17 protein-coding genes and 1 pseudogene are annotated in these 18,191 nt (G+C 52.9%); 14 read left to right on the forward strand and 4 right to left on the reverse strand.

All coding sequences use genetic code 11. The annotated features are described in order from the left end of the window. The coding region (locus tag HMPREF9412_RS27130; protein WP_009595068.1) for a DRTGG domain-containing protein at positions 1-1,195 on the forward strand (1,195 nt) is incomplete at its 5' end. Between the two features lie 85 nt (positions 1,196-1,280). On the opposite strand, the gene HMPREF9412_RS27135 is transcribed toward HMPREF9412_RS27130, so the two are convergent. From HMPREF9412_RS27135 to HMPREF9412_RS27145, 3 genes are all read right to left on the reverse strand, one after another. Then, the gene (locus HMPREF9412_RS27135; RefSeq protein ID WP_009595071.1) at positions 1,281-1,592 is read right to left on the reverse strand and encodes a YtpI family protein; all 312 of its coding nucleotides are present in this window, start codon (positions 1,590-1,592) and stop codon (positions 1,281-1,283) included. A gap of 148 nt (positions 1,593-1,740) precedes the next feature. Further along, entirely contained in the window at positions 1,741-2,244 is a 504-nt protein-coding gene (locus tag HMPREF9412_RS27140) for a hypothetical protein (protein ID WP_009595061.1), read from the reverse strand. Between the two features lie 3 nt (positions 2,245-2,247). After that, the gene (locus HMPREF9412_RS27145; RefSeq protein WP_009595060.1) at positions 2,248-2,574 is read right to left on the reverse strand and encodes a YtrH family sporulation protein; all 327 of its coding nucleotides are present in this window, start codon (positions 2,572-2,574) and stop codon (positions 2,248-2,250) included. Positions 2,575-2,752: 178 nt separating this feature from the next. Here HMPREF9412_RS27145 and HMPREF9412_RS27150 point away from each other — a divergent pair, with 178 nt between their 5' ends. From HMPREF9412_RS27150 to HMPREF9412_RS27185, 8 genes are all read left to right on the forward strand, one after another. Continuing rightward, positions 2,753-6,481 carry a DNA polymerase III subunit alpha gene (locus HMPREF9412_RS27150; protein ID WP_009595074.1) on the forward strand — a complete coding sequence of 1,243 codons (3,729 nt, stop codon included), beginning with the start codon at positions 2,753-2,755 and terminating at the stop codon, positions 6,479-6,481. A 147-nt stretch (positions 6,482-6,628) separates the two neighbouring features. Beyond that, positions 6,629-7,123, forward strand: a complete 495-nt coding sequence (locus tag HMPREF9412_RS27155) for a phosphatidylglycerophosphatase A family protein (protein WP_036673757.1) — start codon at positions 6,629-6,631, stop codon at positions 7,121-7,123. 156 nt (positions 7,124-7,279) lie between these two features. After that, entirely contained in the window at positions 7,280-7,468 is a 189-nt protein-coding gene (locus HMPREF9412_RS27160) for a hypothetical protein (RefSeq protein ID WP_006212044.1), read from the forward strand. A 92-nt stretch (positions 7,469-7,560) separates the two neighbouring features. Beyond that, positions 7,561-8,454, forward strand: coding sequence for an acetyl-CoA carboxylase, carboxyltransferase subunit beta (gene accD / locus HMPREF9412_RS27165; protein WP_009595062.1), 894 nt, complete (start codon positions 7,561-7,563; stop codon positions 8,452-8,454). After that, complete coding sequence (locus tag HMPREF9412_RS27170; protein WP_009595072.1) at positions 8,454-9,437, forward strand: acetyl-CoA carboxylase carboxyltransferase subunit alpha; 984 nt, start codon at positions 8,454-8,456, stop codon at positions 9,435-9,437. The genes accD and HMPREF9412_RS27170 overlap by 1 nt, the downstream gene beginning before the upstream one ends. A 119-nt stretch (positions 9,438-9,556) precedes the next feature. Continuing rightward, positions 9,557-10,984: a pyruvate kinase gene (gene pyk, locus HMPREF9412_RS27175; RefSeq protein WP_009595064.1), complete on the forward strand. Its 1,428-nt coding sequence runs from the start codon at positions 9,557-9,559 to the stop codon at positions 10,982-10,984. 106 nt (positions 10,985-11,090) lie between these two features. After that, positions 11,091-11,600, forward strand: a complete 510-nt coding sequence (locus HMPREF9412_RS27180; protein ID WP_009595066.1) for an acyl-CoA thioesterase — start codon at positions 11,091-11,093, stop codon at positions 11,598-11,600. A gap of 4 nt (positions 11,601-11,604) precedes the next feature. Beyond that, positions 11,605-11,997: an FxsA family protein gene (locus HMPREF9412_RS27185; protein WP_009595058.1), complete on the forward strand. Its 393-nt coding sequence runs from the start codon at positions 11,605-11,607 to the stop codon at positions 11,995-11,997. Between the two features lie 142 nt (positions 11,998-12,139). On the opposite strand, the gene ytvI is transcribed toward HMPREF9412_RS27185, so the two are convergent. Next, positions 12,140-13,258: a sporulation integral membrane protein YtvI gene (ytvI, locus tag HMPREF9412_RS27190; RefSeq protein WP_009595063.1), complete on the reverse strand. Its 1,119-nt coding sequence runs from the start codon at positions 13,256-13,258 to the stop codon at positions 12,140-12,142. A gap of 380 nt (positions 13,259-13,638) precedes the next feature. Here ytvI and citZ point away from each other — a divergent pair, with 380 nt between their 5' ends. The 5 genes and pseudogenes from citZ to HMPREF9412_RS27215 all read left to right on the forward strand — a co-directional run. After that, on the forward strand, positions 13,639-14,751 hold the full coding sequence (gene citZ, locus HMPREF9412_RS27195; protein ID WP_009595070.1) for a citrate synthase: 1,113 nt from the start codon (positions 13,639-13,641) through the stop codon (positions 14,749-14,751). Positions 14,752-14,897: 146 nt separating this feature from the next. After that, positions 14,898-16,190, forward strand: coding sequence for an NADP-dependent isocitrate dehydrogenase (gene icd / locus HMPREF9412_RS27200; RefSeq protein WP_009595069.1), 1,293 nt, complete (start codon positions 14,898-14,900; stop codon positions 16,188-16,190). A 14-nt stretch (positions 16,191-16,204) separates the two neighbouring features. Continuing rightward, on the forward strand, positions 16,205-17,146 hold the full coding sequence (mdh, locus tag HMPREF9412_RS27205) for a malate dehydrogenase (RefSeq protein ID WP_009595059.1): 942 nt from the start codon (positions 16,205-16,207) through the stop codon (positions 17,144-17,146). A 153-nt stretch (positions 17,147-17,299) separates the two neighbouring features. Beyond that, positions 17,300-17,725: a hypothetical protein gene (locus HMPREF9412_RS27210; RefSeq protein ID WP_009595065.1), complete on the forward strand. Its 426-nt coding sequence runs from the start codon at positions 17,300-17,302 to the stop codon at positions 17,723-17,725. A 286-nt stretch (positions 17,726-18,011) separates the two neighbouring features. Beyond that, a pseudogene (locus tag HMPREF9412_RS27215) lies at positions 18,012-18,191 on the forward strand (NAD(P)-dependent oxidoreductase); the annotation flags it as partial.

Below are 18,191 nucleotides of genomic sequence, written 5' to 3' on the forward strand. Positions count from 1 at the left end.
GAAGGAAGCGGAAAGCCTAGGCATTGTTGTCACGAAGGAACGGATCGGTACGGTTCGCGTGGAACGGAAGCCGCGGAACATATCCGAGCAGCTTACGTTTGCCGATGTCGTCGAGATCGTGGAAGGACATGTGCTTGGCGGTGCCGAAGGGCTGAATAAAAGCCTGCACAAGTATGTGATCGGCGCGATGAAAGTGGAAGCCATGATCCGCTATATCGACGCCGGAAGCCTCATGATTGTCGGTAACCGCGAAGATGCCCATTCCCTGGCGTTAGAGCAGGGGGCAGGCGTGCTGATTACCGGCGGTTTCGGCACGAGCCGGGAAGTGAAGCTGCTGGCGGATCAGCTGGATCTGCCTATCATCTCGTCCCGACATGACACGTTTACGGTCGCCTCCATGATCAATCGTGCCATTTTCGACCGCTTAATTAAGAAGAAAATTATGCTGGTGGAGGATATCGCCCATGATAAGCCCAAGAATCACCAGTTGAAAAACTCCGTCACCGTTCAGGAATTCAAACGGATTTCGCAGGAGACGGGGGAAAACCGGTACCCGGTCACGGACGAATGGAACCGGGTCATCGGCATCGTCGGGGTTCGCGACGTGGAAGGTCTGGCCGAAACCCAGCCGATCGAGAAAGCGATGACCCGCAATCCGGTGACGGCCAGCATGAAGACCTCCCTTGCGTCAGCCGCGCAGATCATGATGTGGGAAGGGATCGATTTTCTGCCGATCGTGGATCGGAACCGCAAGCTGCTTGCCACCGTTACCCGGAAAGAGGTGCTTGGCGCACTGCGGGATGCGCGAAACCAGCCTCAGCTCGGCGAGACGTTCGATCAGCTGATCTGGAACGGGATCGCGGAGGATCGGGATGAGGAAGGGCGATTGTTCTTCCACGGCTTTATCACGCCCCAGATGGCTTCGGAACTCGGAACGATTTCGCAAGGGGTGCTCACCACCGTGATGAGCCAGGCGGCCGTGAAGGCGGCCAAGGATATCAGCGGCTGGGATCATGTCCTCGATCATCTGTCGACGTATTTCATCCGGCCTGTGCAGATCGAGGATCCGATTGTCATTATGCCGAAATTGCTGGAGCTCAGCCGGCGCACCTGCAAGATGGAGATTGAAATCCAGCATCAGACGAGCCTGATTGCCAAAGCGGTCATGACGATGCAGGCGATCGATCACGGCTAAGGGGAAACTCTCCCGACTAATAAAAAAAGGGCACCCCGCTGGTCTTGTAGACCATGCGGGATGCCTTTTTTCAACTTAGCTTCATTCAGCCGGCCGTCCGTGAATTCTTCAGTCTGCTGTAATAGGTGCGGCTTCGAATGCCGGCAAATATATTGAACGCGCCAAGCACCAAAAACGCCGCTTCCACAATGACAGCGGGCGTGGAGCCGCTGAACAGGAACATGCACACCAGCGAAAGGGAAACCAGCATAATGCCCATGCAGAGGTTCATCATGGACATATGGATTCCGCGGTCGACCGGATCCGCTACTCGCCGTGCGCGAATGCTATACAGCGCGGCAGCTACGACGGACAGGACAAGGATAATGTACAGGATATAGTGGATAACGGTTATCATGGAATGGAAGGCTCCTTTATATTCGGTAACATGCTCGCGATGTGGCTAAAAGTGTGTGTTCACATGCTGCTTCGTGATCACAAGATGACTTTTTGAACACCCTCTAAAAGCATGTTAGATTCGATCATTTACAATAGTATGTATTGTATCATGATCCCGTTGACTTTGCATCCAGATGATCGACGCCGACCCAGATTTGCAGCACGCCTTCCATGACGAGCATAGTTTTGATTTGGACCTTGTAATCTTTTTCCCGGACCGTATAGATTTTGTCGCTGAGGAGCGAACGGGTCAGCTTGCTGTCCGTATCGATATCAAACACGTTGCGGCCGCGAAGGGCGGCCAGATCGTCGCTCATAAGCCTGACGAGCTCTTTGATGATGACGGGATCAAGAGGCTCCCTGTCGTTTTGTTCGCTGCGGATCTTGATTTCCTTGATGACCGTGGATTGTTTATTATATTTTTTTAACGAATCGATATCTTTTTCATACTGCGTTATTTTGAGCTGCTGTTCCTGATTCGTTTCCCATAATTTATTGTAGGCTGCATGATAAACCGAATTGTAGAGGATGCTGCCGACGACCATCCCCAGCACGAAGATGGATGCGACCTGATAGAAGGGGCGGAATCGGTGGGCCGGAGGTACGCGCATGGATCAGCTCCGGCTGGAGCACACCCATTTGACCAGCTCGCTGCCCATATGTGCTCCAAGAAATGCAAAGCCCAGATATAAAACCTGCTTGATGGCAGGGGATAGATTGCCGACTACCATGTTGCTTTCAATGACCCGCATCGGATCAATGGTCCCTCCGATGGCGGCGGCAAGCGCCCATATCTTAATCCGGTCGGCCACTTCTATCATGGTCAGGGTCGGGGGCTGCAGGGACAGCACGGCGCCCACGCCTCCCACCATGGCCCCTCCCAGCACGATGCCGAAGGCTATAAAAAAGTCCAGGATCGCTTTGGATAAAAAAACGCTCATGCCCTCATGTCTCCTTTCTTCTCTCGGTGGATGTCACGGCAACCGCCTGTCCACGTATTCCCTAGTTTCATTCTATGGGCGGGCCTAGCGGGATTATGATAAAATGGTATAAAGACTTTATAAGATATTTCTGAGTTGATTTTAAATATACATGTACCGGCGAAAGGAAGGCGTTACGATGAGCTCTTTCGTGCATTTGCACGTGCATAGTGAATACAGTTTGCTCGATGGAGCGGCACGTATCGGTGACCTGGTGCGGGAAGCGGCGGCGCTTGGCATGAAATCGCTGGCGCTGACGGATCATGGCGTGATGTACGGTGCCGTTCCGTTCTATAAAGCCTGCCTGGCGCAGGGCATCAAACCGATTATCGGCTGCGAGGCCTATATCACGGCAGGCTCCCGCAAGGAGCGGGGAAGCCGCAAGGACCAGCCGATCTATCATTTGATTTTGCTTGCCAAGAATGAGACCGGCTATCGCAATTTAATGAAGCTGTGCTCGATCGGGCATTTGGAGGGGTATCATTACAGACCCCGAATCGATATGGAGGCGCTGGCCGCCCACCATGAAGGAATCATATGCCTCAGCGCCTGCTTGGGAGGCGAGGTTCCCCAGCATCTGCTTCATGGACGCGAGGCGGAAGCCAAGGCGGCAGCGCTCCGTTACCAGGCGATTTTTGGAGAGGATTACTACCTTGAGCTGCAGGATCACGGCATTCCGGAGCAGAAGCGCGTGAATCCCCAGCTGATTCAGCTGAGCCGCGAGACCGGCATTCCGCTGGTAGCGACCAACGATGTGCATTATCTGACCGAGAACGATGCCGAGGTTCAGGACGTCCTGATCTGCATCGGCACGGGAAAGACGGTCGAAGATGAAGACAGGCTGCAGATTCAGACGAACCAGCTCTATCTGAAGAGCGGCAGCGACATGGAGCGTCTGTATCCCCATGTGCCTGAAGCTATATTGAATACGGCTAAGATTGCGGACCAGTGCCGTTTGGAGCTGGAATTCGGCAAATCCATTTTGCCGGAATACAGCTCGCTTCCGGAAGGGAAGGATGCTGCGGAATACCTACGGGATCTCTGCCTGAGCGGATTACGGGAACGCTACGAAGGCACGGAGCGGTGGCAGGATGAAGGGCAGCGCAGCGAGCTGGAACAGCGCCTCGATTATGAGCTCGGCGTTATCGAGAGCATGGGCTTCAGCGATTATTTCCTGATCGTATGGGATTTTATCGCCTATGCCCACCGGAAAGGCATCGCAGTCGGACCCGGAAGGGGTTCCTCGGCAGGAAGCCTAGTGGCTTATACCCTGCAGATTACCAATGTGGATCCGATGAAATATAAGCTGTTGTTTGAACGCTTCCTGAATCCGGAACGGATCACGATGCCGGATATCGATATCGATTTCAGCGATGAGCGCCGGGACGAGGTCATCGATTACGTGGTGGACAAATACGGGAAAGAGCATGTGGCCCAGATCATTACGTTCGGTACGATGGCCGCAAGGGCAGCCGTCCGCGACGTCGGGCGTGCGCTGAATGTGCCGTTCGGGGATGTGGACAAGGCGGCCAAGCTGATCCCTAACCACTTGGGCATCAGCATTGAAAGAGCGATGGAGCAAAGCCCGCAGCTGAAGGAGCAGTACGAAACGAAGCCGAAGGTACGCGAGCTGATCGACATGGCGATGAAGGTCGAGGGCATGCCGCGCCATGCATCGACGCATGCGGCCGGCATCGTCATTTCCAGGGAGCCCTTGACGGATGCGGTGCCGCTGCAGGAAGGCAGCGAGAAGACCGCGCTGACGCAGTATTCCATGGAGAATTTGGAGAGCGTGGGGCTCCTCAAGATGGATTTTTTGGGCCTGCGGACGCTGTCGATCATCGAGCGCACGCTGAGATGGATTCAAGAATTGACCGGCAGAGAGCTTGATTTCGACCAAGTGCCGGATGACGACCAAGCGACTTACGAAATGCTGGGCCGGGGGGAGACCGCGGGCGTATTTCAGCTCGAATCGGCCGGAATACGGCGGGTGCTGAAGGATTTGAAACCTTCGGTGTTTGAGGATATCGTATCGGTGAATGCCCTGTACCGCCCGGGTCCCATGGAATTTATTCCGAAGTTCATTCAGGCCAAGCACGGCCGGATCGAGCCGGAGTACCCCCATCCGGACCTGATCCCGATACTTGGCGATACGTACGGCATTATCGTTTACCAGGAGCAGATTATGCAGATCGCTTCGACGATGGCGGGCTTCTCGCTCGGGGAAGCGGATCTGCTGCGCAGAGCGGTATCGAAGAAGAAACGCGAGGTGCTGGACCGCGAGCGCAGCCACTTCGTTTCAGGGAGCCTGAAGCTGGGCTATACCGAGGATGAGGCCAACCGCGTGTACGACATGATCGTCCGGTTTGCCAACTACGGATTCCCGCGCGCGCATGCTGCCGCTTACGGCGTGCTGGCCTTCCAGACGGCTTACCTCAAGGCGCACTATCCGGTTCCGTTCATGGCTTCCATGCTGACAGCCGTCATGGGCAGCCATCGGAAGGTAGCCGAATACGTGCTGGAGGCGCGGCGCATCGATATCGAGGTCATGCCGCCGGACGTCAACGAAAGCGGGACGTATTTTACGCCGGTCATGAGCCGTTCTGCTGCCGAAGGCAGCGAACTGCAGGCCGATTCTCCGGCCGGCGGAGGGATCCGATTCGGGCTTGCCGCCATCAAGAACGTCGGCACGCAAGCGGTGGAGAATATCGTCGAGATCCGGCGCGAAAAGCCGTTTGAAAGCCTGCTTGATTTCTGCCGCCGCGTCGACCTCCGCGTATGCAATAAGCGCGTGATCGAGTCCCTGATCCAGGCGGGCGCCTTCGATTCCTTGCAGGGGCACCGCTCCCAGCTGGTCGCCATGCTGGACGAAACGGTGGAAGCGGCCGTGAAGTGGAGAAAGGAGCGGGATGATCTTCAGATTCAGCTCTTCGACTTCGTGGAAACCGCGAATTGGGACATTGAATATCCGGACATCCCGTCTTATACGGCAAGTCAGCAGCTCGAATTCGAACGCGAGCTGCTGGGCATGTATTTGTCCGGTCATCCGCTGGACGGCTTTGAAGAGACGCTGACGGAGTCCGGAGCGGATCGGCTCATGGATCTGCATGAAGCGGAGGATGAGTCGATGGCTACGGTTGCCGGCATGGTGGTCTCGCTGAAGACCATTACGACGAAACAGGGGAAAGCGATGGCCTTCATGGAGTGCGAGGATCAAATCGAGCGCTGCGAGGTCGTTCTCTTTCCGGAAGTGTGGAAGCGAAGCGCGCATCTGATTGAAAAAGGAGCCCTTCTCGCGATCCGGGCGAAGGTCCAGCTGCAGGACGAAGGCTTCAAGCTGCTGGCCGAAGAAATCGCTCCGCTTGAAGCGCAGACCCTGGGCCAGCTCGTTCGGCGGAGCAAGGTCCGGGGAACGCAGGGCGGCGGCAGAGGCAGGGCCGAGGGAGCAGGCCGGGGCGCCGCATCGGGCGCAACCGGCAAGCAGGCGGCTTCGGCCGGCGAACCAAAGGCCGTTCTGAATGCAGCGCAGCCGCTTGCCGCCACGAAAGGCCAAGACCTGCCTCCGATCGGAAAGGAAGTTTCAGGTATTAACCGAACGTCCGGGAAGGAATCTCGAGCAGGCGCATCGAATCCTAAAGCAGAGCAGCGCGTGTTTGTGAAAATAACGGCCGATGCGGAGCGATCGGAGATGCTGGTCAAGCTGAAAGAGCTTCTGCAGCGGCATCCGGGGCCTGTCGCAACGGTGTTGTTTTATGAACGAAGCCAGAAGGTGCTTGCGCTCAGTGATGCCTATCGGATCAAGCCTTCGCAAGAGCTCATTGCCGAAATGGAGAGCATGCTGGGCAAAGACACCGTTAAAGTGAAGTGACATGAAAATTTAAGAACGTTTCCCATCCCTCCCGCATACAATTAGGACACTACAGGAATGTTGGCCGAGTATTCGCCTGAAAGAAAGCACTTTACGGCGATGACCGTAGTGACAGGGCAACGGCCAAAGACGCGGGGGGGATTTGTGGTGTCAATGGACTTGGCAGAGAGCATGCTCAGCCGCAGAGGAGTCAGCGTTAACTCCATCGCGGATATTGTGTTGAAGCTTCAACAGCGTTACCATCCGACGCTAACCATCGAGCAGTGCGAGGAAAGCGTGCGGGCCGTGCTCGGGAAGCGCGAAGTGCAGTATACGTTGTATACGGGCATTGCGCTGGATGAGCTGGCGGAGAAGAAACTGCTGCCGGAGCCGCTGCAATCAATTATGGAGCAGGACGAACCGTTGTACGGTGTGGATGAGACCATGGCGCTCGGTGTCACGAGCATATACGGCATGATTGGACTGACCAGCTTCGGCTACCTGGATAAAGAAAAAATTGGCGTGATTGAGATATTAAATGAAAAAACGGACGGGATTCATGTGTTTCTGGATGATCTCGTTGCAGGCATTGCCGCCGCCGCTTCCTCGCGAATCGCGCATAACAATCCCGATGCGGCCCATTATACCGCGGGATCTGACTGATTTGCGCGAGTGTTGTCGAATCGCTGCATAAGGGTACGGATTTGGCTTTCAGCCCCCTGCTCTCTTTGTTGAGGTAAAAACTGAAGTATGTTATCATTATCCATTATATCGGCTCAGGATATGCCTGTGGGACGAGATTAGGGGGATCTGAAAGGCATGTGGACGGTTATCTATATTGCGCCAACTGCAAAGGTGGCGGAAATGATCAAGACCAGGCTAACGGAAGAAGGGTTTTTGGTTCAAAGCCGTCCTGTGAATCTTTCCAAACAGCAGTTTGAGATTTTGGTACCCTCCGGAGAGCTTGAGGAAGTACAGGAAGTGTTGAATTCGATATTGCACCCCTAGTTTCATCTGGGTTACATAGCGAAGCTTAGCGTACGGATCGGCGATGTGCTATTGCGGCGGCCATTCAAATTTACGGCTGGAGAGGTGTAGTTGTGTTTAAAGACTTGTTTCAGAAAAAAAGAAAATACGCAACGATCCCATCGGAACGACTTGGGACGGCAGGGCAGCCTCAGGAAGGCGAACGCCCGAAACGGGAAATTCCGGAAGGTCTGATGAATAAGTGTGCCAAGTGCGGCACCATTCAATACAGCAAAGAGCTTGAGAAGAATCTGAAGGTTTGTCAGGAGTGCGGGCATCATATGCGCTTGAACGCGGTTGAGCGGATTGCCATGACGCTGGATGAGACAGGCTTTGAAGAGTTTGACGCAGAGATGATCTCGGTGGACCCGCTCAAGTTTCCGGGATATGCGGCCAAGCTGGAGCAGCAGAAGATGAAATCCGGTCTGCATGATGCGGTGATTACCGGCCAAGGCTCCATTCTGGGCCAGCCCGTTGTGGTGGCCGTGATGAGTTTTGACTTCTTCACGGGAAGCATGGGCTCCGTCGTTGGGGAAAAAATCACCCGTGCGATCGAGTTTGCGACGGACAAGCGTTTACCGCTCATTATTTTCTCCACTTCCGGCGGCGCCCGGATGCAGGAGAGCATTCTCAGTTTGATGCAGATGGCCAAAACAAGCGCGGCCCTGTCCAGGTTCAATGAACTCGGCGGGCTCTACATTTCAGTGATCACGGATCCGACGACCGGCGGCGTGTCCGCCAGCTTTGCGACGCTTGGCGATATCAACATCGCCGAGCCGGGAGCCGTATTCGGCTTTGCGGGCCGTATCGTTATTGAACAGACCATTCGCCAGAAGCTGCCGGACGATTTCCAGACAGCGGAGTTCAATTTGGCGCATGGTCAGCTTGACATGGTTATTCATCGGAAAGATATGCGCTCCATGCTTGGTAAGCTGCTGGAGATGCATACCGTGAAAGGGGGATTCTGATGTCAGGCGAATTGCCTTTTGAAATGCCACTTGCCGAAATGCGCAAGAAGATAGATGAACTGAAACAATTCGGACAGGAAAAAGGGATCGATTTCACGGATGAAATCGCCCGCCTGGAAGAACGATATAGTCGTTTGGAAGAAGAGATTTATTCCTCGATTTCGCCTTCCCAGAAAATGCATCTGGCCCGTCATCAGCAGCGGCCGACGTCGCTTGATCTGATCCAGCTGATCTTTACGGATTTCATCGAGCTGCATGGAGACCGTCTCTACGGGGACGACCTTGCCGTCGTCGGCGGCTTGGCCAAACTTGACGGCGTTCCGGTCACGGTGGTCGGCCAGCAGCGCGGCAAAGACACGAAGGACAACATCGCCCGTTTCTTCGGAAGTCCGCATCCGGAAGGCTTCCGAAAAGCCCTGCGGCTTATGCAGCAGGCGAACAAGTTCAAGCGCCCCATTATCACTTTTATTGATACAAAAGGCGCATATCCGGGTAATACAGCAGAAGAAAGAGGTCAGTCCGAGGCGATCGCCCGCAATTTAAGGGAGATGTCGTCTCTTGGGGTGCCTGTTGTTTGTGTGGTCATCGGCGAAGGTGGAAGCGGCGGTGCTCTTGCGATGGCTGTAGGCAATCGCGTGCTGATGCTGGAGCACGCCATCTATTCCGCCATCTCGCCGAACGGCGCGGCATCCATTCTATGGAAGGATGCGTCCAAGGCGGACCAGGCCGCGGAAGCGATGAAGATCACCGCCAAAGACCTGCTTGAAATGGAAGTCATCGAGGAGATCATTCCTGAGCCTAAGGGCGGTGCGCACCGTAACTACGAGGAGACGGCCGCTGCCATTCGGAGCGCCCTGATCAGCCAGCTGAAGGAGCTGTCCGTGATGGATGCCTGCGAGCTGAAGGAAGACCGGTACCGCAAATTCCGCAAGATCGGCGAATTCGACTTTGCGAAGGCGGAACCGGAAGACGTTATCCTCTAAAAGTCTGATGAGTATGTGACGATATGACAAAGTTCCTATACAAATGAGACTTTTTGTAGTAGATTTAGTTGTTGGAAAAAGAGATATAGAGAACCCTTTAATAAACGGAGGAAACCCAAATGCGCAAAACAAAAATTGTATGTACCATCGGTCCTTCCAGTGAATCGTTGGAAAACACCAAGAAGCTCATTATGGCCGGCATGAACGTGGCTCGTCTGAACTTCTCTCACGGCGACTTCGAGGAGCATGGCAACCGGATCAAGAACATCCGCCAAGCTTGCGAAGAGTTGAACAAAACGGTAGCGATCCTGCTTGATACCAAAGGACCGGAGATCCGTACAGGCAAACTTGAAGTGGAACCGATTGAGCTTGTACAAGATGAATATATCACCCTTACTACCGAGGAAATCCTTGGTGATAAGAATCGTTTGTCCATTACTTATAAAGAGTTGCCTCAAGACGTTCAAGTCGGATCGACGATCCTGATCGACGACGGTCTGATCGGTCTGACCGTGGTGGAGATTCAAGGCACCGAAATCAGATGCCGCATTGTTAATGGCGGAACCATTAAGAGCAAAAAAGGTGTTAACGTGCCGGGAGTCGCGATTTCCCTCCCAGGCATTACGGAAAAAGACGCCAACGATATCATTTTCGGGATCGAGCAGGGCATCGATTTTATTGCCGCTTCCTTCGTTCGTAAAGCAAGTGACGTGCTGGAAATTCGCGAATTGCTGAAGAAGCACAATGGCGAGCACATCCAAATCATCTCCAAAATCGAGAACCAGCAGGGCGTTGACAACCTGGACGAAATCCTGGAAGTATCCGACGGCTTGATGGTAGCCCGTGGCGACCTCGGCGTTGAAATTCCGGCTGAGGAAGTTCCATTGGTTCAAAAACGCATGATCGAAAAATGTAACCTGGCCGGCAAACCGGTCATTACGGCTACGCAAATGCTGGATTCCATGCAGCGCAACCCGCGTCCTACCCGTGCGGAAGCAAGTGACGTTGCCAATGCGATTTTCGACGGAACCGATGCCATCATGCTCTCCGGCGAAACGGCTGCAGGTAAATACCCGGTGGAATCCGTATTGACGATGTCCCGCATTGCGGAAAAAGCGGAATCTGCACTGAACTATCGTGAATTGTTCTTGAAGCAGCGCATTGCACAAGAAACCAGCGTAACCGAAGCGATCAGCCAATCGGTTGCGATTTCGGCACTCGACCTGAATGCCAAAGCGATCATTTCGTCTACCGAATCTGGTCAAACGGCTCGCATGGTATCCAAATACCGTCCACAGGCTCCTATCGTCGCCGTAACGACTCAAGAAAGAACGCTGAGACGTTTGGCACTGACTTGGGGCGTAACGCCGGTTAAAGGCGAGCAGGCTTCTTCTACGGACGAGATGTTTGATTATGCGCTGCAAGGCGGCGTGAAATCCGGACTCGTGAAAGAAGGAGATCTTGTTGTGATTACGGCGGGCGTGCCGCTGGGACGTTCCGGTTCCACGAACCTGCTGAAAGTGGACCAAATTCCACAGCAGAAGTAGATTCATCATCAAGAATCCGCTGGATTCTGAATATAGCTGCATATAAGCAATGGACGACGTTTCTTGTCGGCCATTGCTTTTTGCATACATGAGGGGGAAGAAGACGTTGGCTAATCCATCCGTACCGACGCGAAGCCGCTGGTTCTGGACATCCTTTCGGGTGCGTTACCAGGAAAGCGATCAAATGGGTGTCGTATATCATGCGAACTATTTAAACTGGTTTGAGATCGGGCGTACCGAAATGATCCGTGAAATGGGATTTACGTATCGGGGAATGGAAGAAGAAGGCGTCCTGCTCCCTGTAGTGGATCTGGACATCAAGTACCGCCGGCCGGCGCGATATGATGATCTCGTGACAATATTTACAAGAATGACTGCTTTCTCCCCGCTGCGAATACACTATGAATACGAGGTCCGTCTGCTGAGTGAGCAGGAGCTGGCGGATTTGGGAGCGAGGGGTTGGCATACCGATTCCGAGCTCCCCGGTGCCTTGTTAACGGCAGGAGCGACCCGGCATGTATGGCTGAACCGGGAGTGGAAGCCGGCCCGACTGGATAAATGCGCGCCAAAGCTGTATGATGCATTGAAGGATACCCTTTTGGGGAGGAAGGAGTAGCTTCATGTTCAAATGGATGCTGGCAGCGATTATTTTTGTGCCTACTATTGAGATATTCGGCTTTCAGTTTGTTGCGGACCGCGTAGGGGGCATGAATACATTGCTTTTGACACTGCTGACCTCTGCCGTCGGCGTGGCCATGATGAGATTCGAAGGCCGCAAAGCGATGGAAGACGCCAAGCAGAGAATGAATACAGGCATGGTTCCGGGTGCTTCCATGGCGGACGGTTTATGTATATTTGCGGGTGGAGTACTTCTCATTCTGCCGGGTTTTGTAACCGACATTATCGGCTTTACGTTGATATTTCCGTTGACCCGCCCGCTGTATCGGATTTTGCTGTTGAAATGGATGAAGAAAAATATGAAAAACGGCAAGATTACGATCTTTCGCAGATAATACAAGCAGACATTACCATAAGACCGGTCCCGCAAAGGGGCCGGTCTATTTTATGCAAGGGAGCAGCCTATTTCAATTTTACCAAATACGATGGTTACATTAGCCCAATGATGAGATAAACCAAGCCGTTTCTTAACGAGGGCTACCTGAACCTGCCCCCGATAATGTAATTCCTCAGGTCCTTGAACACATGGGCCCGATGAAAGGCATCCAGGATGACAAGCGACACGGGACCGATGATCAGTCCCAAAATCCCGAACAGCTTAAGCCCGACGAACATGCCCAGCAGAGCGGCAAGCGGATCCAGCCCGACGCTGCTGGCCAGCACCTTGGGCTCCATGATCTGACGGACGACCAGAATGATGCTGTACAGGACCGTCAGCCCGATGCCGAGCGTCAGGTCGTCGGACATAAAAGCATACAGCGACCACGGAATCAGGACGATGCCCACACCCAGGTAAGGGAGCAGATCCACCAAGCCGATCAGAAGCCCGATGGAGAAGGCGGAATCCACGCCGAGCGCATAGAGCGTGATCGTGACGATGACGGCCGTAATGGATATGAGAATCAGCTGGGCTCTGGCAAATCCGAACAACGCTTTTTTCAGATCCGAGAAGATATAGTTCATCGGTTTACGAATGACGCCGGGCAGGAGACGGAGCAGCGCGCGGTTATGACGTTCCCAGCTGTTGCTGAGAAAGAACGTGGACAACAGCACGACAATGAAAATCGTCCCCAAATTCGGCAAATAATAAATAATTTGCAGGATACCGTTAAAAATACCGGTAACGAGGTCGGTCACGGCCGTGCCAATCGTCTGCGTCGTACGGGTGATGTTTTGGTTGATGGTATCGTGATAATTCGGGTTGTTCTGATAGAAACGGCTGATCTCATTGACGATATTCTGGAAGCTCTCATTCTGCGTCCAGGCCGTCAGCCACTCCATCCAGGCGTCAATGTGGAGATTAAAGGACTGGGACAGGGCAATCAGTTCCTTGACCAGCCTGCTGACAGCCGCGGTGAGAATCAACAGGGCTGCGCCGAAATACAGGAGGAGGGACAACGTGACGGCGATCCAGCGCGGCATTCTCAAACTCCGCTGGAGCAGGTTGACGCAGGGGTTCATCGCATAGGCGATGATCCAGGCCAGAAGGAAGGGATAAAGCAGCGGCAGCAGTACATATATCAAATAGGCGATCATGAAGATGGAAGACAGCACCCACACTCCCCGGCCCAAACGTTTAAGCATCAATCGTTCCAATGAATCACACTCCTTTGCAGCTGACTTGGAGGGACGAGCAGAAAGGCTCATTCTATACGTATGCAGGGAGTTTCAATATAAGGATAAAGAGTTCAAAAATGGTCGTCTTCATGATTCGACAATGAGAATTATCACAGGTATAATGGAATTGTAAGTGATTTCAAAAAAATGTTTATGGTTTCGATAAAACAATTTGATGCGGCGAATGTCGCTGCTCATGTTCACATATCAGACAAAATCCAGTATGATATGAGAAGGTTTGTGACTAGGACCATAGCAATTTTTTCGCGCGTTTTTCTATTTTTATCTGACTTCATGAAAATGTTTTCATGATTGTCAAAATAGTTCAGTTTATCCCGATCATAAAGGAGAGATGTTGCATGACAGCTACCAAGGGTTTGGAAGGCATTGTAGCTACCACCTCCGCGATTAGTTCGATCGTCGATGGCGTTCTGACTTACCGTGGATATGATATTGACGATCTCGCAGAACATGCAAGTTTTGAAGAGGTAGCCTACCTGCTCTGGTTCGGAAAGCTTCCGAATGTAGAAGAGCTTAAGGCGCTTCAACAAGATTTGAGCAACTATGCCGCCATTCCGGATGAGCTTATCCAGCAGATCAAATTGTATCCGAAGGACGGCAATACGATGGCTGCTCTTCGTTCGGCTGTATCCGCGCTCGCTCTGTACGACGCCGAAGGCGACGATATGAGCCGTGAAGCGAACGAGAAGAAAGCGGTTAAACTTCAAGCTCAGCTTCCGACGATCATCGCTGCCATTGCCCGCGTTCGTCAGGGCAAAGAGCCGGTGGCTCCGAAAGCAGGCGCCTCCATCGCGGAAAACTTCCTGTATATGCTCAGAGGCGAGGATCCTGACCAGACTTCCATTAAGGCTCTGGATCAGGCGCTCGTATTGCATGCGGACCATGAGCTTAACGCATCCACGTTTGCGGCCCGCGTGACCGTAGCCACGCTGTCCGACATTTATTCCGGTGTTACTTCCGCCATTGGCGCGCTGAAAGGCCCTCTGCACGGCGGCGCCAACGAAGCCGTCATGAAGATGCTGAACGAAGTCGGTTCGATTGATCGGGCGCAGGCGTACATTCAAGAGAAGCTGGACAACCGTGAAAAAATTATGGGCTTTGGACACCGCGTATACAAAAACGGCGATCCGCGCGCGAAGCATCTCCAAAAAATGTCGCGCGAGCTTGGCGAAATGAAAGGCGATACCACGCTGTACGATATGTCGGTGCTGATCGACGAAACGGTTACCAACCAAAAAGGCCTGAAGCCGAACGTCGATTTCTATTCCGCCTCCGTCTATACGCAGCTTGGCATTGAACACGAATTGTTCACGCCGATTTTCGCGATCAGCCGCGTATCCGGATGGACCGCGCATATTCTTGAGCAGTATGAAGGCAACCGTATTATCCGCCCGCGCGCAGAGTATACGGGGATGACCGATCAAAAATATGTGCCGATAGAACTTCGCTAAGTGGCTGGCAATCATGTACAATAGGCTAGAGAACCGCTTAAACGCGAGTGAATCGCGGGTGGCGGATTTCTCTATGCCTATTGCACACAGTATCACATTGAAATGGCTAGAGAAAAGAACCATATTCGAAGGAGGAACTCATACTCATGAAACTGGAAAAATTCGCACTGCCGACTGAAGGCGAGAAAATCACGATTGATAACGGAACCCTGCAGGTGCCTAACAACCCTGTTATTCCTTTTATTGAAGGCGACGGCACAGGCCGTGACATCTGGAAAGCTTCCAAGCGCGTCCTGGATGCAGCTGTAGAAAAAGCGTATAACGGTTCCAAGAAAATTGCCTGGTATGAAGTATTTGCCGGTGAGAAGGCATACAATACATACGGTGAGTGGCTCCCGAACGATACGCTTGAAGCGATTCGCGAGTACATCGTTGCAATTAAAGGACCTCTTACAACGCCAATCGGCGGCGGTATCCGTTCCCTGAACGTAGCCCTTCGCCAAGAGCTGGATCTGTACACCTGCTTGCGTCCTGTCCGTTATTTCAACGGCGTACCGTCTCCGGTAAAACGTCCTGAGCTGGTCGACATGGTTATTTTCCGCGAGAACACGGAAGACATCTATGCAGGCATCGAATACAAAGAAGGCTCCGACGAAGTGAAGAAAGTGATCAAGTTCCTTCAAGACGAAATGGGAGCAAACAAAATCCGCTTCCCGGAAACTTCCGGTATCGGCATCAAACCGGTGTCCTCCGAAGGTTCCAAGCGTCTTGTACGCGCAGCGGTTGAATATGCGATCAAGCATGGCCGCAAATCCGTAACGCTCGTTCACAAAGGCAACATCATGAAATTTACGGAAGGTGCCTTCAAAAACTGGGGTTACGAAGTGGCTGAAGCCGAATTCGGCGATAAAGTGTTCACTTGGGCCCAGTACGATATCATCAAGGACAAAGACGGCGTAGATGCAGCTAACGCTGCTCAAAAAGCGGCTGAAGAAGCCGGCAAAATCATCGTTAAGGATGCGATTGCCGACATCGCGCTGCAGCAGGTTCTGACTCGCCCAACCGACTTTGACGTCATTGCGACATTGAACCTGAACGGCGACTACCTGTCTGACGCTCTGGCTGCACAAGTTGGCGGTATCGGTATCGCTCCGGGCGCTAACATCAACTACGTAACAGGACATGCGATTTTCGAAGCGACTCATGGTACGGCTCCGAAATATGCAGACAAGGACGTAGTTAACCCTGGTTCCGTTATCCTCTCCGGCGTTATGCTGCTTGAGCACCTCGGATGGCAGGAAGCGGCTGACCTGATCTACAAAGGCATGGAAACGTCCATCAACAACAAAACCGTGACTTACGACTTCGCCCGCCTGATGGAAGGCGCTACTGAAGTGAAATGCTCCGAGTTCGCAGACGAAATCATTAAAAACCTGTAAGGAGGAGATTCATCGTGGCAATTACTCGTAAAAAGATTACGGTAGTAGGTGCTGGCTTCACAGGTGCGACTACCGCCCTGATGCTGGCTCAGAAAGAACTGGGTGATGTGGTGCTGCTGGATATCCCGCAGCTCGAGAATCCTACCAAAGGTAAAGCGCTGGATATGCTCGAAGCAAGTCCCGTTCAGGGATTTGACAGCAACATAGTCGGTACATCCAACTATGAAGATGCAGCTGATTCCGATATCGTAATCATTACAGCAGGCGTAGCCCGCAAGCCGGGCATGAGCCGCGATGACCTCGTCAACACCAATGCAGGAATCGTGAAGTCCGTATGCGAGAACGTGAAGACTCATGCACCGAACTCCACGGTCATCATCCTGAGCAACCCGGTGGATGCCATGACCTATGTGGCATACAACACGCTCGGATTTCCCAAGAATCGCGTCATCGGTCAATCCGGCGTATTGGATACGGCACGCTATTGCACCTTTATCGCGCAAGAGCTGAACGTATCCGTTGAGGATGTCCGCGGTTTCGTTCTGGGCGGCCATGGCGATGACATGGTTCCTCTCGTTCGTTACTCCAGCGTGGGCGGCATTCCGATCGACACGCTGATTCCGGCTGAACGCATTGAAGCGATCGTGCAGCGCACCCGGGTCGGCGGCGGCGAAATCGTCAATTTGCTGGGGAACGGCAGCGCCTACTACGCGCCTGCTGCTTCCTTGGTCCAAATGACGGAAGCGATTCTGAAGGACAAGAAACGGATTATTCCGGTTATTGCCCTTCTGGAAGGCGAGTACGGTTATGACAACCTGTTCATGGGCGTACCGGCCATTCTCGGCGGAGACGGCATCGAGCGCATTTTCGAGCTTGAGCTGACCGCCGAAGAGAAAGAGGCGCTGGATAAGTCGGCGGAATCCGTGCGGAACGTGACTTCGGTCGTGAACCTGTAATTTGAATCAGGATTCACAAAATCGTCTAATAATGCAATCCCGTCCCGTGATTCGGGGCGGGATTGCTTTTCTTTGGATGATCTGTCCAGTATAATAGGAGACGATGAATTCGATGTAACATAAATCACACTAACGACTTTGGAGGAATTGTTTATGTGGAACGTGACATTTTTTCTGCATATGGTCGGTACGGCGGCGCTAGGATTTTACTTGATCCTGCCGTTTGTTGTTGGCGGTATTCAGAAGCTGTCTCTGGGCGCTCAAGAAGGAGCCGTGAATACGATTCGGGTTGCGAACCGTTTTGCGCAGTACGGCTTGGTCATTCAGCTGTTGACTGGCGGATACATGATGTCCCAGGGCGAGTATTCGGTTCCTTGGATGATCATTGTAACGGTGTTGCTGCTGGCGATGTTTGCGATTGGAGGCATTATGAGCAAGCCGCTCAAGAATGCGCTTGCAGGCATCCGCGAGAAGCGTGAAGTGAAGGAAGAAACAAGCAAGCTCGGCACGCTTAGCGCATTGCTCGCCTTGCTGCTTCTGGTTATGATTTTCTTCATGGTATTCAATCATATCATCTAAGAACAGCTACATACGAAGAGAAGCCGTCCGTTGATTCGGGCGGTTTTTTTTAATATTACAGCAATTAGATATTCCGGGGGTTCCCGCAAAACAGCGGACTGGGCTTTGAGCGCAAGGTCCCGTTAAGAGGGGGATTTTGTTACGGGAAAAGCACCGTGCTTACGTTTGATCCCGTTTAATATGGGTAAAAACAATAGCGAAGGGCTTTTTATGGAATAAGAAGCCGCGTCGAACGCATCCTATGAGAGGTAGTTTGAGATACTGACCTGAAAGGAGAAATGTTCATATGCCACAAGATCAACAGAAGCAGACATTGCCGCCCCAGCATCAGGATCACAGACCCGGAACCGAATCGGAGATGCACCCGAAGCCGGAGTTTGAAAGTAACGAGTACAAAGCAGCCGGTAAGCTAAAAGGAAAGGTAGCGCTGATTACCGGAGGCGACAGCGGGATCGGCCGTGCGGTT

The organism is Paenibacillus sp. HGF5, from assembly GCF_000204455.1.
Taxonomy (GTDB): Bacteria; Bacillota; Bacilli; order Paenibacillales; family Paenibacillaceae; genus Paenibacillus_AQ; species Paenibacillus_AQ lautus_A.

What these genes read in the sequence shown, in the direction of transcription:
- HMPREF9412_RS27210 (WP_009595065.1), top strand. Translation starts at nt 17,300, where the DNA reads ATGTGGAACGTGACATTTTTTCTGCATATGGTCGGTACGGCGGCGCTA.
- HMPREF9412_RS27150 (WP_009595074.1), top strand. Translation starts at nt 2,753, where the DNA reads ATGAGCTCTTTCGTGCATTTGCACGTGCATAGTGAATACAGTTTGCTC.
- pyk (WP_009595064.1), top strand. Translation starts at nt 9,557, where the DNA reads ATGCGCAAAACAAAAATTGTATGTACCATCGGTCCTTCCAGTGAATCG.
- HMPREF9412_RS27160 (WP_006212044.1), top strand. Translation starts at nt 7,280, where the DNA reads ATGTGGACGGTTATCTATATTGCGCCAACTGCAAAGGTGGCGGAAATG.
- HMPREF9412_RS27170 (WP_009595072.1), top strand. Translation starts at nt 8,454, where the DNA reads ATGTCAGGCGAATTGCCTTTTGAAATGCCACTTGCCGAAATGCGCAAG.
- HMPREF9412_RS27185 (WP_009595058.1), top strand. Translation starts at nt 11,605, where the DNA reads ATGTTCAAATGGATGCTGGCAGCGATTATTTTTGTGCCTACTATTGAG.
- citZ (WP_009595070.1), top strand. Translation starts at nt 13,639, where the DNA reads ATGACAGCTACCAAGGGTTTGGAAGGCATTGTAGCTACCACCTCCGCG.
- HMPREF9412_RS27145 (WP_009595060.1), bottom strand. Translation starts at nt 2,574, where the DNA reads ATGAGCGTTTTTTTATCCAAAGCGATCCTGGACTTTTTTATAGCCTTC.
- HMPREF9412_RS27140 (WP_009595061.1), bottom strand. Translation starts at nt 2,244, where the DNA reads ATGCGCGTACCTCCGGCCCACCGATTCCGCCCCTTCTATCAGGTCGCA.
- icd (WP_009595069.1), top strand. Translation starts at nt 14,898, where the DNA reads ATGAAACTGGAAAAATTCGCACTGCCGACTGAAGGCGAGAAAATCACG.
- HMPREF9412_RS27135 (WP_009595071.1), bottom strand. Translation starts at nt 1,592, where the DNA reads ATGATAACCGTTATCCACTATATCCTGTACATTATCCTTGTCCTGTCC.